This is a genomic window from Nodularia harveyana UHCC-0300, assembly GCF_034931085.1.
GTDB lineage: Bacteria > Cyanobacteriota > Cyanobacteriia > Cyanobacteriales > Nostocaceae > Nodularia > Nodularia harveyana.
Map to the genome: position 1 here is coordinate 15,040 of NZ_JAYGHG010000008.1, position 15,056 is coordinate 30,095.

Below are 15,056 nucleotides of genomic sequence, written 5' to 3' on the forward strand. Positions count from 1 at the left end.
TATCATTAGAGGTTGTTTGCAAAGTGTCCGGCTGTGATTTTAGATTTTAAAAATAAATGTTTGAAAAATATAGTAATTTTTGGATATTTTCCAATTAAGTGACGACAAATTAACAAAGATAAATTAGGAATTTTTAGGCAAAAATCCCTAAAAAAGTTTATGCAGTTTAGATAAGAAGAATTAACCACCGATATCGATGTTTCTGCGGTTTTCCTTAAGTTACGCGGATAAACACCGATAAATCAAGATGTTGAATAGTAATTCACAACAATGGCTACTCAATTGCTATATATGATATACATTCCGCCAATATAGAGAGCAATGAGAGTGAGTCCATCCCATGTAACATAGATTTGGGAGCGACTGACAGCATGATATATCAATCCCACAATTGCTACTGAAGTCATAATCATAGCAATAATGGCAGTAAATAGATGCACTTCGCTAATGTCTAACCACAAATTCCCTTTCAGGTAGACCACATCGTAAATTCCTAAAATGGCTAAATTCCAGAGATTGGAGCCAAAAATATTAGAAACTGCCATTTCTACTGCATTCATTCTAATTGCTTCCACAGATACCACCACTTCCGGTAGTGAAGTCGCAGCAGCTAGTAGCAGTGCGCCGACAAAACTTTGTCCTAGTCCAGTAGCAGTGGATACCTGGTCGCCCAAAAACGCTAGCCACACACCGAGAAGTACGATGATGACCGAAAGTGCTGTAAAAGTCAGATAAGCCTGTGCGGGTTTAATGTGTTGGTATTGAGCAGCTTCTGGTTCTACTTCTAAAATATGGGTACGTCGTCTAGTTTCAAACTGCGTCATAATCTTAGCGCTGACGACATAGAGCAAGATTAATAATAAGCTGGGAACACCAACCCATCCCAAAGTTAGAGGAATGTCTTCCTGAGTCAATAACATCCCAGCTGCGGTGACTCCTAACATTCCACAGCCTAGACTAGCAGCTAATCCCAGGCTGACTGGCGCTCTTTTGAGTAGTGGCTCTCGTCCACTGATAATATCGAGCATTCCCAAAATCATCAAATTGAAGAGACAACTGCCCAAAATGCCTCCCACGGCTAAATCTGGGGCGTTTAATACGGTTACTGCACTTACGCCTGTGGCTAATTCTGGTAAAGATGTTACACCAGCTAAGAGTAGTCCACCTACCCAGGTACGCCCCAGTCCAGTTTTCTCGGCTACAACATCAGCACTTTGGGAAAGGCGCATTCCTACAGCAATTACCGCTAGGAAACATATAAAAACTTGAATAAAAAGTGACATAGGGAATGGGGAATAGGGAACAGGGAACAGGGAACAGGGAGATTGAATTAGTAAAAATTTCTCAAACCCTCATAGAACAATTACGAATTACGAATTATCTTAACGACTTTTAAAGTTTTGAGGCTTGTATCTGCACAACCAGTAATAAATCCACCCATTGCTTGAATTTGTTGTAAATATTGTAAAGCCTGTTGAGTAATTAGTTCTCCTGGCATTAAAACGGGGATTCCGGGGGGATAAGGACAGATGATTTCGGCGCTGATGCGATCGCAACTCTCATCCAAAGGTACAATTTCACTGATAGCAAAGAAGGCTTCACGGGGGGAAATACTCGCTAAATCATCCCAGAAAATGAATTTCTGCGGACTTGGGGGATGAAAATCTGGTTTCATCTGCGCCAAAGATATAAAACCTTGGACTAATTGCTCAATATCAGATAAAGTATTGCCCAAACTAATAATAAATGTTAGATGTTGCCATGATGCTAACTCAGCTGTGACACCAAGTTTTTCATCTAAGATGGTTTCGGCTGTAAAGCCGGTGAAACCTAAGCCAGAAACGGTGACTGTTAACCGGGTGGGATCTAAATTCGGCAGATTTAATACCGTTAATCCCGGAATTTCGCTAATTCTAGTTCTCGCTATCTCTGCAAGTTCTAAGGTGCGAGACATCAGCGTTTTTCCCTGTAGTGCCATTTGTTGACGGGCGGCATCTAGGGAAGCTAAAAGTAGATAACTGGGACTGGTAGACTGGACAAGTTGCAAAGCTTTATTTACTCGGTCAATGTCTATCCTATCGCCTTGGAGGTGTAACATTGATGCCTGTGTCATAGCACCGAGGACTTTATGGGTAGATTGTACTGTTAAATCTGCACCTGCGGCTAAGGCTGGGGTGGGTAGTTTCGGATGAAAGGCAAAGTGCGCCCCGTGTGCCTCGTCTACCAGTAAGGGGATATGATATTGGTGAGTTATTTGGGCGATCGCTTGTAAATCTCCACAAACACCGTAATATGTAGGATATACAATAAATACTGCCTTAGCGTCAGGATGTTTTTCTAGTGCAGTTTGTACAGATGCCGGTGTTAAACTGTGGGCAATATCTAATACTGGATCATATTCAGGATTGATAAAAATCGGGATAGCACCAGAAAGAATCAATCCAGAAATGACAGACGAATGCACATTTCGGGGCATAATAATTTTATCCCCCACACCACAAGTAGCGAGAATTGCCGCTTCAATTCCACAGGTAGAACCATTCACCAGAAACCAAGTTTTTTCCGCCCCAAAAGCCTCTGCTGCTAACTCTTGCGCCGTTAAAATCACACCTTGGGGTGCAAACAAATTATCTAAATCTGCTAATTCCGTTAAATCAGCCCGAAAGACTTTTTTCCCTAATAAATCAACCAAGGGTTGAGAAATTCCCTCTCCTCGCTTATGTCCTGGGGTATAAAAAGGCGCGTGTTCATGGGTTGTACAAGCTTGTAAGGCATCTAATAAAGGGGTTTGGTTTTGATTGAGCATTTTATAGAAAACGAGCCATGAAATAGGAAATCTTCAGTATTTTAGATCCTATAAATGCAGCAAAAATTTAACTTTTGGATATCATTGCTACCTTACAGTAAATTCCCATTCCAGTTAGGTACTCTCAGAAAGAATTAAACGCAGATAATTTTGTAGCTGACATAGAATTAGTAGGAACAATTTTAGGCGTGTATCTTCAGTCTCGGTATTTTGGGAGATGTCGGTTTTCTGGGTTGTCATTTAGCTTGGGAAAGTCGAATAATGGAATTGAGTTAAGGTGATTTATCCCACAGCGATTTCTGTACCGGAACCAATACCAGTTCCCCAAACCATACCTGAAACTGCTTAAATTGACTTTGTAGTTAACAAAATCTCTAATCAAAAATGCTAAGAGCCGGAATTGTCGGACTTCCCAACGTCGGAAAATCTACTTTATTTAATGCTGTCGTTGCTAACGCCAAAGCCGAAGCAGCTAACTTTCCTTTCTGCACGATTGAACCGAATGTGGGCGTTGTCTCAGTACCGGACGAGCGCTTAAATGTTCTAGCTAAGATTGCTAGTTCTGCACAAACTATCGCCGCGCGGGTCGAGTTTGTCGATATCGCCGGCTTGGTGAAAGGTGCTAGTCAAGGAGAAGGACTAGGTAATCAATTTTTGTCCCACATCCGCCAAGTTGATGCAATTATCCATGTGGTGCGTTGTTTTGAAAATGACGATATTATCCACGTCGCCGGTTCTATTGACCCAGCGCGAGATATTGAAATCATTAATTTAGAATTGGCTTTATCAGATTTAGCCCAAATTGAACGGCGTATTGAACGGACTCGTAAACAAGCCCGGACTAGCAAAGATGCACAGTTTGAAATCACAGTTTTAGAAAAATTAGCTACGGCTTTAAATGACGGTAAATCTGTACGTCAGGTGAGTTTAACTGAAGAAGAAACTGAGATTATTAAGGTACTGGAATTACTGACAAATAAACCAATTATCTATGCTGCTAATGTTTCTGAGGATGAATTAGCCACGGGTAATGAGTTTGTAGAAAAAGTCCGTCAAGTTGCAGCTAATGAAAATGCCCAAGTTGTGGTGGTTTCGGCGCAGGTGGAAGCGGAATTAGTGGAGTTACCAGAAGCAGATAAGGCTGATTTTCTGGAATCTTTAGGTGTCGAAGAAGGTGGTTTAAAGTCTTTGATTCGGGCGACTTACACCCTTTTAGGCTTGCGAACCTATTTTACTTCTGGTCCCCAAGAAACTCGCGCTTGGACAATTAACGCCGGAATGTCTGCACCCCAAGCAGCAGGTGTAATTCACACTGATTTTGAGCGGGGATTTATTCGGGCTGAAACTGTTGCTTATGATGCTTTGGTTACCCACGGTTCGATGAGTGCGGCGAAGGAAAAAGGCTTAGTGCGTAGTGAAGGTAAAGAATATATTGTGCAGGAAGGGGATGTAATGTTATTCCGATTTAATGTGTAATATCATCTCAGATTAAATTTAAACTCTACCCCAGCCCCTCCTTGGAAGAGGAGGGGATAGCAAACCTTGATTTAATTATCATATTGTTTCAGTAATTTAACTGATATCAGTCTCAACATCATTATTTAGTCCTAACTCAGCCAGTGCAACTTTAGTTTCTTCAATCTTTTGGGTAGCTATTTCTCCCGTCTTGCGTGGGCAGAAATGCGTTTAATGGGTAGGTCAACTTCGATTAGGCGTTTAGGGTATTTGGTGGTTATTATTGTTATAATTAGGATTTATAGGATGTTTGTTGGCAGACATTATCTTGTAAATTCTTACTCTTTTTACTCGATTGTTGCCAAAAAGTTAATCTTTTTATACAATTGCTTTAATGATAATTTCAGATTAATTGATGCCAAATTTAAAATAGCATCTTCTGTTTCATACTCTGTCAAAACCCATTGATTCTCATTATTTTTTACGTACTGCATTACATAATATTGAGTTTGGTCAATTAAAACATATTCTTTAAATTCAGGAATTGAACGATAATAGAGAAATTTATCACCCTGGTCATAATCTTTGGTCGATTTAGATAAAACTTCAGCTATTAAGAAAGGATTTGTAACCGTTGTAGTGTTTGTACTGTAATAAACAGGTTCACCCTCAATTACCATGATATCAGGATAGGTAAATTGCCGATAGCGTGGTATCCACAATTTCACATCACCAATATAAACTTCGTATTCTAAATCATCTAATGCTAAATTTAAGCTAGTTGCTAGATTTAACGCTAACTTATTATGCTTAGTAGTTCCACCAGTCACAGAAACAATTTCTCCATCTCGAAATTCATTTTTATCATCAGCTTTTGCTTCTAGTTCTAAATATTCTTCTGGGGTATAGTAAGCTTTAACTATTTTGATTTCTTGGGTAGTAGTTTGTAATTTCATAGATTTATTTACTTACATTATCAATATATTTATATTGTATGGCAACCGCCAAGGAGGTTAGGACATAAACGGATGATAAAACCTAAACACAAAAAGGGTTTTAACCCAGTCACTAGTCCCCAGCTTCCCCCTGCCTGTTGGCAGACAGGGTAGATGTATGATTCTCAATAGTGGACTCTATACTATTAGCAGGGAGTAAATCTAAAAATAAAGTTGGTTGACGTAGAGTCATTGTTCCATCTAATTCTGTCTGCACCACATATAAACGTTCATGGAGTTTTCTACCCCGTCCATCAGTAATAGCAGCCGAAAATATATCTAATCTAGCTGGTGATTTCCTAATACCTGAGAGTGTGAATTTGCAGAATTAAGATCAGCAGGAGGGCTGAAGCCCTCACTAAAAGCTAGAGTTTTCCTGTGAATACTTTTTGGGCTGGCCCTGTCATGTAGACTCTTTGGTCGAGTTCTGACCATTCAATTTGTAAGGGACCCCCAGGTAATTCTACTGTGGCGGTGCGATCGCATTTTCCAGTTAATACACCAGCCACTAAGGATGCACAAGCCCCTGTCCCACAGGCTAAAGTGATACCTGCACCACGTTCCCATACCCGCATTTTTACATAGTTCCGATTAACTACTTGAATAAATTCGGTGTTTATCCGTTGGGGAAAGGCGGGGTGATGTTCAAATTTGGGGCCGATATTTTCTAAGTCAATGGCGGCGACATCTTCGACAAAGGTGATACAGTGAGGATTTCCCATACTTACACAGGTGACTTCCCAGGTTTTCCCGGCTACTTCTAGGGGTTGATTAATCACTTTGGTGTCAGATGAACCTAGATTAGTGGGAATTTCCCCGGCTAGTAATCTCGGTAAACCCATATCTACTTTTACTTGACCATCAGCCATGAGTTGGGGTGTGATCATACCGGCTAGAGTATGAATTTTATATGTGTCTTTGGTTCTCTCTTCCCCTTCCAAGTCGGCGATAAATCTACCTAAACAGCGAATCCCGTTACCACACATTTCTGGTTCCGAACCATCGGAATTAAAAATCCGCATGGTGTAATCAGCAGCGTTTTCTCCAGGGAGGGCAAAAATCACACCATCTGCACCGATACCAAAGTGGCGATCGCACAACTGAATAGCTTGCTCAGGAGTCAACACTGGTGAGGATGACGCGCGATTGTCAACTAAAATAAAATCATTTCCCAAACCGTGATACTTAGTAAATTCGATTGCCATTTTTCTGATGATCAATTATGAATGATTAGGGATAGAGTATTGGGTATCTGATATTAAGTTTTAAATCAGAGTAAATAATTTTCCCAGTTCCTACTCCCCTTCGGCTTCGCTCAGGGCAAGCCTACTCCCTACTCCCTACTTTCTTATAACTTAAAAATGGCTACAACTGAATTTAATACGTCACTACCCAGCATTCGCCAACTACAAGAACTAATTAAACAAAAAACACTAGTAGAGTGGAAACTGTTAAACGGTGATCTACTGACTGGTAAGTTAGCTTGGCAAGATAATAACTGTGTTTGTATTGTGGATGATCGTAATCGCCAAATAACCATTTTTAAACAGGCGATCGCCTACTACCAGCCTAAGTAGTTGTGAATTAGGAATAGGATTTGCTCAGAGGTGTGCTGCTAGCAAACAATGGTTGCAATTCATTTAAACTCCCTACCTGACCGCACAACAGCAATTGATCACCAACTCGTAAATCTGTTTTGTGATCAGGACTGCGGATGAATTTGCGATCGCGCCGCATCGCTGGGATTTGAAATCCAGATTGTTGGTGAAGATGCAAGTCTGCAATACTCATACTCAGAACCGGAGCATCTGTATTGACTGTAATCCACTGACAAGCTTTATTTAACCCAGGAATAGCCACCTTTCCCTGAGCAAATTCTTCTAAAGCTGCTAATTCTTCAGCTGTACCGACTAAGAGTAAGCGATCGCCTATTTCTAATCTCGTTTGAGCATTGGGATAATCTATTTCGGCCTCGTTAATCCGACGAATAGCCATCAAACTTGCACCTGTTAAGTAACGGATGTCCGCCTCTCCTAAACTCATATCAATCAGGGGTGAAGTGAATGGGAGAGTATACCAACGGCGATTTAAATCACGAGTGGCTTGCTGTAAATTCCGCGAAACTTCTGATGGTGTTTGCTCTGGTCGTAATGCTAAATAATGATCGTTGCGAATTTGTCTCATTTCTTCTTCCACCACCAAGGAAGAAAACCCTAAGCCTGTTAATAAATGGTTAGCCATTTCTAAGCTAGCTTCAAATTCCGGTTGTACTACTTCCTTCGCCCCTAATTGATAAAGCAATTCAATATTTTTATCTTTGGTAGCGCGGACAACCAAATCTAATTCTGGACACAGTTCTAAAGCTCGTTTCAAAGCCAGACGGGTACTCATGGGGTCAGGAAGTGCGATCGCCATTCCTTGAGCATTATTTACCCCCGCAGTTTCCAAAACGTGGAGACTCACACAATTACCATAAACATAAGCTACTCCTTCCTCCCGCAATTGCTGTATCCGGCTTTCTGATTGGTCGATGACCACCACAGGTAAATCATGTTTTTGTAACAACTTCACCAAATTCTTACCCACTCGCCCATAACCGCAAACCACAACATGGCTTGTTGAAGGTAAATTTTCTGAGACATCACGGGGATAATTTTCTTCTAAATACGGTTGCAGCCAAGGCATTGATTCGGCAAAGTTAAATAGAAATGGCACTAATCGCAACACAAAGGGAGTCAGAATCAAAGTCACGGCTGTAGTTCCTAAAATCAGCAAATATATTCGCCGGGAAACTAACCCCAAAGCCTGACCTTCACTGGCTAATACAAAGGAAAATTCCCCAATCTGCGCCAAACCTAACCCAGCGATTAAAGCTGTTTTCAACGAGTAGCGAAACAGTTTCACCAGAGGCGTAATAATTAAAAACTTACCGACAAATACCAGCGCTACCAATACCAAAATCAATTCTAGATTATTCCACAAAAACACCGGGTCAATTAACATCCCAATGGCGGCGAAAAATAAACTAGCAAAAATATCTCGGACTGGCTCGACATAGGTTAAGGTTTGGTCAGCATATTCCACCTCTGAGATCATTAAACCGGCGACAAACGCCCCCATCTCAATGGAGAGTCCTAAATGTTCTGTCAGCAGTGCAATTCCTAAACACAGGGTGACTACCCCTAATAAAAATAATTCTCGGCTTTCGGTACGGGCGAGGATACGTAACAAAGGCGGAATCAACCAAATTCCCGCTACTACTGCACCCCCCGCAAATAAAGCTAACCGCAGCAAGGCTGTGAGGATGACGATTCCGATGGTTTCTGCTGGTTGATTCAGGGCTGGTAAGACTGCAATCATTAATCCCAGGGCTAAGTCCTGGACTACCAAAATCCCCAGCATTACTTGTCCGTGGGGGGTTTCGGTTTCGTTGCGTTCCATTAAGCATTTGAGGACAACGGCGGTGGAAGATAGGGATAAAATTGACCCCAGAAACACACCTTTAGCAGGTAAATCGTCCCAAGCACCTGTGACTCCGCACACTACAACAGTGAACAAAATCGTTAAGAGAATTTGTAGTCCCCCACCTCCCAAGGCGATCGCCTTGACTTTTTTTAGTTCTGCAAAGGAAAATTCTACACCCAAGGCAAATAATAAAAAAGCGACTCCAAATTGAGCTAAAGTTTCTACTTGAATAACTTCTTTAATTACTCCCAGTCCAGTGGGTCCGACAATCATCCCCCCTATGAGATATCCCAACAGCACAGGTTGGCGTAATAGTGAAGCTAATAATCCACCACAAGCGGCGACGGCGAGAACTGAAACTAAATCAACGATTAATCTAAAATCTTCTTGCACAAGTTTTTCAAAAAAATATTAAGTCCTATTAAGTTTAGGATACAAAGTTTTCATATATGAGGGGAAGGTCAGCGATGGAGATATTTAAAATATCCTCTAAGGCGGGCAATACTTGTACTCAGTTGATCGAAGTATGCCCACCCCACAAGATTTATAGTATTAAGAATACAAACTGCTGTTAACGAACAGTACCGCGTGTTGATTCTGTGTCAATGGGCTTGATCAGGTAAAGCCGCAACATATTAGAGAAAATCGAGAACATTGGCGGGATTTTTCGCCAGAACTTGACCAATCCCCAAGCCTTACTCTCTTTGATCTCTGCTAATCTCTGAGTACCGAGGAAACACTGTTCTAATCGCCAGAAAAAGTCTGGATGACTAGTATCCAAAATCAGAGGAAATGCTCTGGCAGAGGTATTATTGGTTTCCTGAATCACTGTATTATTGTACTGGCGGGGATGTATGCCAATGGCTTCGTAAAATGTCGCCCGTTCAAATACTGTAATGGTATGGGTGACAAATACAGTCAGCAGAAAAAAACGCACCCACAACCGGGCTTTCCAACTTTGCCATAATTTGGGTTGCGATCGCAACAAGGCTTTAAAGAAATCCCCATGTCGGTTTTCATCCTGACACCAACTTTCAAACTTGCGGAACAAGGGATAAAATTGATATTCCGGATGTTTCTCAATATGGCGATGAACTAAAATATAGCGCCAGTAACCGATTTTCTCCGAGAGGTAAACAGTGTAAATTACCCACTCTGGCGGGAAAAAAGTATATGTGCGGTGTTTCGTTAAGTAGCTTAAATCCAGAGACAGATTAAAATCCGCCATAGATTTATTCAGAAATCCCGCATGGCGCGCTTCATCCCGTGCTAAATAATTAAAAGCATCAGCCAAAAGGGGATTTTTCTTTTGGAGTCGCCGGGATAATTCTTTAAACAGCAAAAATCCGGAAAACTCGGAAGTGCATGAACGCTCTAAAAAGTCAATAAAAGCGCGGCGTTTTTCTCCTTGAACGTGATCCCACGACTGCTTAAACTCTTCATCGCGGACAAAGTGATGGCGGTTATAGTCAGCACGCAACTCTTCGATCACCGCCCGTAACTCAGTCTCATTGGCGGAAATATCTAAATTAGCTACTGCGTCAAAGTCAGTGGTATAAAACCGAGGCGTTAATAAGGTTTCCTGAACTGGGGCTTTAATCCCAGGCTTCAGTAATTGAGGTTCGGGAGTTTGAACAGACTTAACCATGAGACTGCTTTCATGCTTTATCTTTGTATAGTTATATAAGCATAAATTATATTAATTACACAAGAGATAAAATATTAAAATTTTCGGGAGTACCTCATATCTTGCACCGGGCGACTGGAAGTCATTGCTACACAGGCGAAACCCACGTAGGTGGGTTCAAAACCCTTCTTTTTCCGTGAGTCCGCGTAGGCGGACTTAGTTTGGGTGGTTCCGCGATTTCTAAGGGTTCCAGGGCTTGGTGAAAGATGTCAGATGGGGGATAAGAGGTAGGGGAAAGCAGGAAAATCTAAAGAAATATTAGTAAATTTTGTAGTTAGGCAAATATTGATAGTTAAATAGTTTTGGGAGAGAAAAATGATGCAAAACCAAAAAATCCTATCATTTCTGTTATTTAGGCTGTTTGGTTGAACTCAACACATTACGCACGACAACTACTCTCTACACTAGTACAAGTTGGCATGAATCAGCCACTGTGGGAAATGCCTAAAATCCTAATTCCGAATTTCGGTAAGTAGTAATAGACAACAGAAAAAGTATACATTTCTGCCGCGCTACATGAGGCGGGATGATCACAGTTTCTTGGAGGTTTTGATGGTTTTTGTCTTGCCCGGTGTTAAATTTGATCTAGAGATGATCAAAAAGTATGATACTCCTACGCCCAGATACACGAGTTACCCGCCGGCGACGGAGTTAAATACAGAATTTACTACAGGTGATTTTCACGCGGCGATCGCGGCCTCAAATTACCGTAAATCTCCCCTGTCTTTATATTTTCACATCCCCTTTTGTGAAAGTGCTTGCTATTTCTGCGGCTGTAATACAGTTATTTCTAGAAATAAAAATATTGCTAAACCTTATATAGAGCATTTGGTGCGAGAAATCAAGAACATGGCGCGCTTGATTGATCAAGACAGAAAAGTCCTACAAGTTCACTGGGGTGGTGGTACACCAAACTATTTAAATCAAGACCAAGTAAAATTCTTGTGGGAACAGATTAGAGAAAACTTTAATATTGACCCCGAAGCAGAAATTTCTATTGAAATTAATCCCAGTTACATTGATCAAGAATATATTTTCTTTTTGCGTGAGGTAGGGTTTAACCGCATTAGTTTTGGGATTCAGGATTTTAACCCCCAAGTCCAACTAGCTGTAAATCGCATCCAGCCAGAAAAACTATTGTTTGATACAATGAGTTGGATTAGAGCAGCCAAGTTTGAGAGTGTGAATGTTGACCTAATTTATGGTTTACCTTATCAAACTCTGGAGACTTTTCAGGAAACAATCCACAAAACTATTAAATTAGATCCCAACCGGATTGGTGTGTTCAATTTTGCTTATGTCCCCTGGATGAAGCCGACCCAAAAAAATATTCCCGAAGCCGCATTACCTGAACCCCAGGAAAAGTTAAAAATTCTCAAAATGACCATTGAGGAAATGACCAGTAACCAGTATCTGTTTATTGGTATGGATCATTTCGCTAAAAATAATGATGAATTAGCGATCGCCCAACAAAATCACACCCTCCAGCGCAACTTTCAGGGATACACGACCCACGCCGGCACAGAACTATTAGGCTTTGGGGCGACATCCATCAGTATGCTGCATAATGCTTACATCCAAAACCACAAGAAGTTAAAGGATTATTATCAAGCAATTTCCGCAGATATTATCCCTCTGAGTAAAGGGATTAAACTAAATCAAGATGACATCATCAGACGGGATGTAATCATGTCGATTATGTCTCACTTCCATCTCAATAAGCAAAATATTTCTGAACAATATCAGATCAATTTCGATGAATATTTTGCCGATGAATTAGCAGCCTTAGCACAACTGCAAACCGATGGACTGGTTAACATCTCAAATAATCATATCCAGATTACAGATATCGGTAGATTATTGGTGAGAAATATTGCCGTAAAGTTTGATAGTTATCATCAAACTAAAGAACAGCGATTCTCTCGTTCAATTTGAGTTGATGATGGTAATCACTAGCTAAAAATTGATATTGTACCTGAGTAGGTCAGGATATAAATAACCACAGATATAAATATTAAGTGGTTAACTTTTACACACATATATAAAATGATTGTTTCCCGATTTCTTCAAGAGGTCGGGTATCTGGTAATCCAGGAAAATATATAACAAAAAAGTTTCTCTACCTTTTGATTTTAAGAACTCTTTCTTCTGATAGAAACAATTCTAAATAGCAATTGATAAGCTGATTACAGTTGAAATTTTCGAGGATATTTATGAATATTATTGCTTGGGCAATATTAGGAATTTTAGCTGGTGCGATCGGAAAAGCGATTTATCCAGGTAGTCAAGGTGGCGGTATTCTCTCAACCATGATTTTGGGCATTATTGGTGCATTTCTCGGCGGTAGCATCTTCACCCTGCTACAAACGGGACAAATACAATTAACGGCTGCGACTTTAAGTATTCCTGGTCTGTTCGTTGCGGTTATTGGGTCAATTATTGCTATTTATTTATGGGGACTTTTCACTAACCGTCGCAGTGTCTAATTTTTTAACTAGCTGCTAAATACTAATTTGTTAAATTCCACGCATCGGTACTACCCTATTGGTAGTATCTGTAGCGGGTTTTTAATGTTTAAAACTATTTAATTTATTAAAAATACTTTTTATCGCTAATGCACTGGAAAGCCAATCTGCATAACTTCGGTGGGTTAAAAACTAAAAAGCGTCTGGGAGTGTTGCCGTGTTTCCACCCCAAACGCTTCTTATTTGTAACTTTGCTCCTCACACACAAGTGAAGGATACCATCTTTTTTCTGTAATTGCAAGTATTTTGAATAACTATTTGCTGTAGTAGAATTTTTCAGAACAAAACAAAAAGCGCCTGGGAGTGTTGCCGTGTTTCCACCCCAAGCGCTTCTTATTTGTAACTTTGCTCCTCACACACAACTAGATAGTACTGTAGGTCTGATAAAAAGCAGGTGTGATATGTGACAGTTATTCAAGTGGCACAAATTCTAGTGTAGAGATTTAATGTAGAAAGTGGCGTACACCAGTGAACACCATGACTAAACCCAATTCATTTGCGGCTTTGATGGAATCTTGATCACGCAAACTGCCTCCTGGCTGGACAATGGCGGTAATTCCGGCGGCGGCGGCGGTTCTCACAGAATCATCAAAGGGGAAAAATCCATCACTGGCGAGAGTTGCACCTTGGGCTTTTGCGCCGGCTTGTTCTAAAGCTATTTTAACTGAACCGACCCGATTCATTTGACCTGCACCTACGCCCAGTGTAGTGCGATCGCCTGTAATCACAATAGCATTGGATTTTACGTGTTTACAAACCTTCCAAGCAAACAATAACTCGGCTAGTTCGTCCGGGGTGGGTTGACGTTCGGTGGCGACTTGCCATTTATTAGTATCAGCGATTTGATCATCAGCAGCTTGGACTAAAAAACCGCCGGCGATCGCTTTCACGGTATCTTCAGGACCACTACTCAAATCTGCTAATGTCAAAATTCGGAGTTTCGATTTCGCCGCCAGAATTTCTTGGGCTGCGGGTTCACAACTAGGCGCAACTACACATTCTAAAAACGTCTTAGTTAACTCCTGGGCTGTCGCCGCATCAATGGGGCGATTCAGGGCGACAATTCCCCCAAAAGCCGAAACAGAATCAGCATTAAAAGCCTTTTGATATGCTTCCACCAGGCTATTACCCACAGCCACACCACAGGGGTTTGTGTGTTTAATCACCGTAGCGGCGGGACTATCAGTAAACTCCGCAATAATCCGGCGGGCGGCTTCTAAATCCACCAAGTTGTTATAACTCAATTCCTTACCTTGCAACTTCGTCGCCGCAGCCCAACCAGTGGGAGTACTACCAGTTTGATACCAAGCAGCAGGTTGATGGGGGTTTTCGCCGTAACGCAGAGATTGCAATTGCTGACCAGAGAGGTTGTATTCTTGGGGTAGGGTATCGGAATCTTGTTGGCTGAGATAAGTTGCGAACTGACAAGTCAGCGCTTGCGCTATCGCTTGATCATAACTAGCCGTATGGGAAAAACCTTTTAAAGCACATTTTTGGCGAAACTCCAGAGATGCAGAACCGTTATTTTGCCCTAATTCCTGTAAATATTCCTCATACTGTGCTGGGTTACATAATACCGTCAGGTGGGCGAAATTTTTCGACGCAGCCCGTAACATCGCCGGGCCACCGATATCAATTTGTTCCACCGCATCAGATAAACTCACCCCAGGTTTAGCAATAGTTTCCTCAAAAGGATAAAGATTGACTACCACTAAATCAATGGGACGAATTTGGTTATTTTCTAAATCTGTCAAATGTTGGGGAATATCTCGCCGCGCCAAAATTCCGCCATGAATGCGGGGATGTAAGGTTTTAACTCGACCACCTAAAATTTCAGGTGAACCAGTGTAATCAGAAACCTTGGTGACAGGTAGCCCCGCATCCTTGAGGGTTTGGGCGGTTCCCCCACTGCTGATTAAATCAAAGTCAAATTCTTCGACCAAGCGCCGGGCCAGGTCAATTATACCAGTTTTGTTAGATACACTCAGCAGTGCTAGACGCGCCATGTTTTAGTTCCTCTGATGTAGGCTTGGAAGCGAAAGATCCTCAGTTTTACACAAGCCTGGGTTCAGTTCAAGACCAGATTACAGAACTAAGGGAGTGATAAATAAAAAAAGGCTGTG

At 41.3% G+C, this 15,056-nt stretch carries 11 protein-coding genes; 4 read left to right on the plus strand and 7 right to left on the minus strand.

The genetic code is table 11. The features are described 5' to 3' along the window. Positions 1 to 278: 278 nt before the first annotated feature. Together VB620_RS07330 and VB620_RS07335 are read right to left on the minus strand one after the other, a co-directional pair. Entirely contained in the window at positions 279 to 1,283 is a 1,005-nt protein-coding gene (locus tag VB620_RS07330) for a sodium:calcium antiporter (protein ID WP_323195487.1), read from the minus strand. Positions 1,284 to 1,363: 80 nt separating this feature from the next. Then, positions 1,364 to 2,806, minus strand: coding sequence for an aminotransferase class I/II-fold pyridoxal phosphate-dependent enzyme (locus VB620_RS07335; protein ID WP_323195488.1), 1,443 nt, complete (start codon positions 2,804 to 2,806; stop codon positions 1,364 to 1,366). Between the two features lie 384 nt (positions 2,807 to 3,190). Here VB620_RS07335 and ychF point away from each other — a divergent pair, with 384 nt between their 5' ends. Beyond that, the gene (gene ychF, locus VB620_RS07340; RefSeq protein WP_323195489.1) at positions 3,191 to 4,282 is read left to right on the plus strand and encodes a redox-regulated ATPase YchF; all 1,092 of its coding nucleotides are present in this window, start codon (positions 3,191 to 3,193) and stop codon (positions 4,280 to 4,282) included. Between the two features lie 326 nt (positions 4,283 to 4,608). Here ychF and VB620_RS07345 read toward each other — a convergent pair whose 3' ends face one another. Beyond that, positions 4,609 to 5,217 (minus strand): Uma2 family endonuclease, encoded by a 609-nt coding sequence (locus VB620_RS07345; protein WP_323195490.1) that lies wholly within the window; start codon positions 5,215 to 5,217, stop codon positions 4,609 to 4,611. A 404-nt stretch (positions 5,218 to 5,621) separates the two neighbouring features. Further along, positions 5,622 to 6,461, minus strand: coding sequence for a diaminopimelate epimerase (gene dapF, locus VB620_RS07350; RefSeq protein ID WP_323195491.1), 840 nt, complete (start codon positions 6,459 to 6,461; stop codon positions 5,622 to 5,624). 156 nt (positions 6,462 to 6,617) lie between these two features. Between dapF and VB620_RS07355 the strand changes: the two genes are divergently transcribed. Next, entirely contained in the window at positions 6,618 to 6,833 is a 216-nt protein-coding gene (locus VB620_RS07355) for an Hfq-related RNA-binding protein (protein WP_323195492.1), read from the plus strand. Between the two features lie 7 nt (positions 6,834 to 6,840). Here the strand turns inward: VB620_RS07355 and VB620_RS07360 are convergent, their stop codons facing one another. Both VB620_RS07360 and acsF read right to left on the minus strand, forming a co-directional pair. Further along, a complete protein-coding gene (locus VB620_RS07360) occupies positions 6,841 to 9,114 on the minus strand; it encodes a cation:proton antiporter domain-containing protein (protein ID WP_323195493.1) in 2,274 nt (757 codons plus the stop codon). A 178-nt stretch (positions 9,115 to 9,292) separates the two neighbouring features. After that, positions 9,293 to 10,369: a magnesium-protoporphyrin IX monomethyl ester (oxidative) cyclase gene (gene acsF / locus VB620_RS07365; protein ID WP_323195494.1), complete on the minus strand. Its 1,077-nt coding sequence runs from the start codon at positions 10,367 to 10,369 to the stop codon at positions 9,293 to 9,295. A 591-nt stretch (positions 10,370 to 10,960) separates the two neighbouring features. On the opposite strand from acsF, the gene hemN reads away from it, so the two are divergent. Both hemN and VB620_RS07375 read left to right on the plus strand, forming a co-directional pair. Next, positions 10,961 to 12,343: an oxygen-independent coproporphyrinogen III oxidase gene (gene hemN / locus VB620_RS07370; RefSeq protein WP_323195495.1), complete on the plus strand. Its 1,383-nt coding sequence runs from the start codon at positions 10,961 to 10,963 to the stop codon at positions 12,341 to 12,343. A 278-nt stretch (positions 12,344 to 12,621) separates the two neighbouring features. Next, positions 12,622 to 12,894 (plus strand): GlsB/YeaQ/YmgE family stress response membrane protein, encoded by a 273-nt coding sequence (locus tag VB620_RS07375; RefSeq protein ID WP_323195496.1) that lies wholly within the window; start codon positions 12,622 to 12,624, stop codon positions 12,892 to 12,894. 482 nt (positions 12,895 to 13,376) lie between these two features. Here VB620_RS07375 and purH read toward each other — a convergent pair whose 3' ends face one another. Next, positions 13,377 to 14,939, minus strand: a complete 1,563-nt coding sequence (purH, locus tag VB620_RS07380; protein ID WP_323195497.1) for a bifunctional phosphoribosylaminoimidazolecarboxamide formyltransferase/IMP cyclohydrolase — start codon at positions 14,937 to 14,939, stop codon at positions 13,377 to 13,379. Positions 14,940 to 15,056: the final 117 nt, after the last annotated feature.

Excerpts from the sequence above, each read along its gene's own strand:
- VB620_RS07375 (WP_323195496.1), top strand. The coding sequence starts at position 12,622 with ATGAATATTATTGCTTGGGCAATATTAGGAATTTTAGCTGGTGCGATC.
- VB620_RS07335 (WP_323195488.1), bottom strand. The coding sequence starts at position 2,806 with ATGCTCAATCAAAACCAAACCCCTTTATTAGATGCCTTACAAGCTTGT.
- dapF (WP_323195491.1), bottom strand. The coding sequence starts at position 6,461 with ATGGCAATCGAATTTACTAAGTATCACGGTTTGGGAAATGATTTTATT.
- hemN (WP_323195495.1), top strand. The coding sequence starts at position 10,961 with ATGGTTTTTGTCTTGCCCGGTGTTAAATTTGATCTAGAGATGATCAAA.
- VB620_RS07355 (WP_323195492.1), top strand. The coding sequence starts at position 6,618 with ATGGCTACAACTGAATTTAATACGTCACTACCCAGCATTCGCCAACTA.
- purH (WP_323195497.1), bottom strand. The coding sequence starts at position 14,939 with ATGGCGCGTCTAGCACTGCTGAGTGTATCTAACAAAACTGGTATAATT.
- ychF (WP_323195489.1), top strand. The coding sequence starts at position 3,191 with ATGCTAAGAGCCGGAATTGTCGGACTTCCCAACGTCGGAAAATCTACT.
- VB620_RS07345 (WP_323195490.1), bottom strand. The coding sequence starts at position 5,217 with ATGAAATTACAAACTACTACCCAAGAAATCAAAATAGTTAAAGCTTAC.
- acsF (WP_323195494.1), bottom strand. The coding sequence starts at position 10,369 with ATGGTTAAGTCTGTTCAAACTCCCGAACCTCAATTACTGAAGCCTGGG.
- VB620_RS07330 (WP_323195487.1), bottom strand. The coding sequence starts at position 1,283 with ATGTCACTTTTTATTCAAGTTTTTATATGTTTCCTAGCGGTAATTGCT.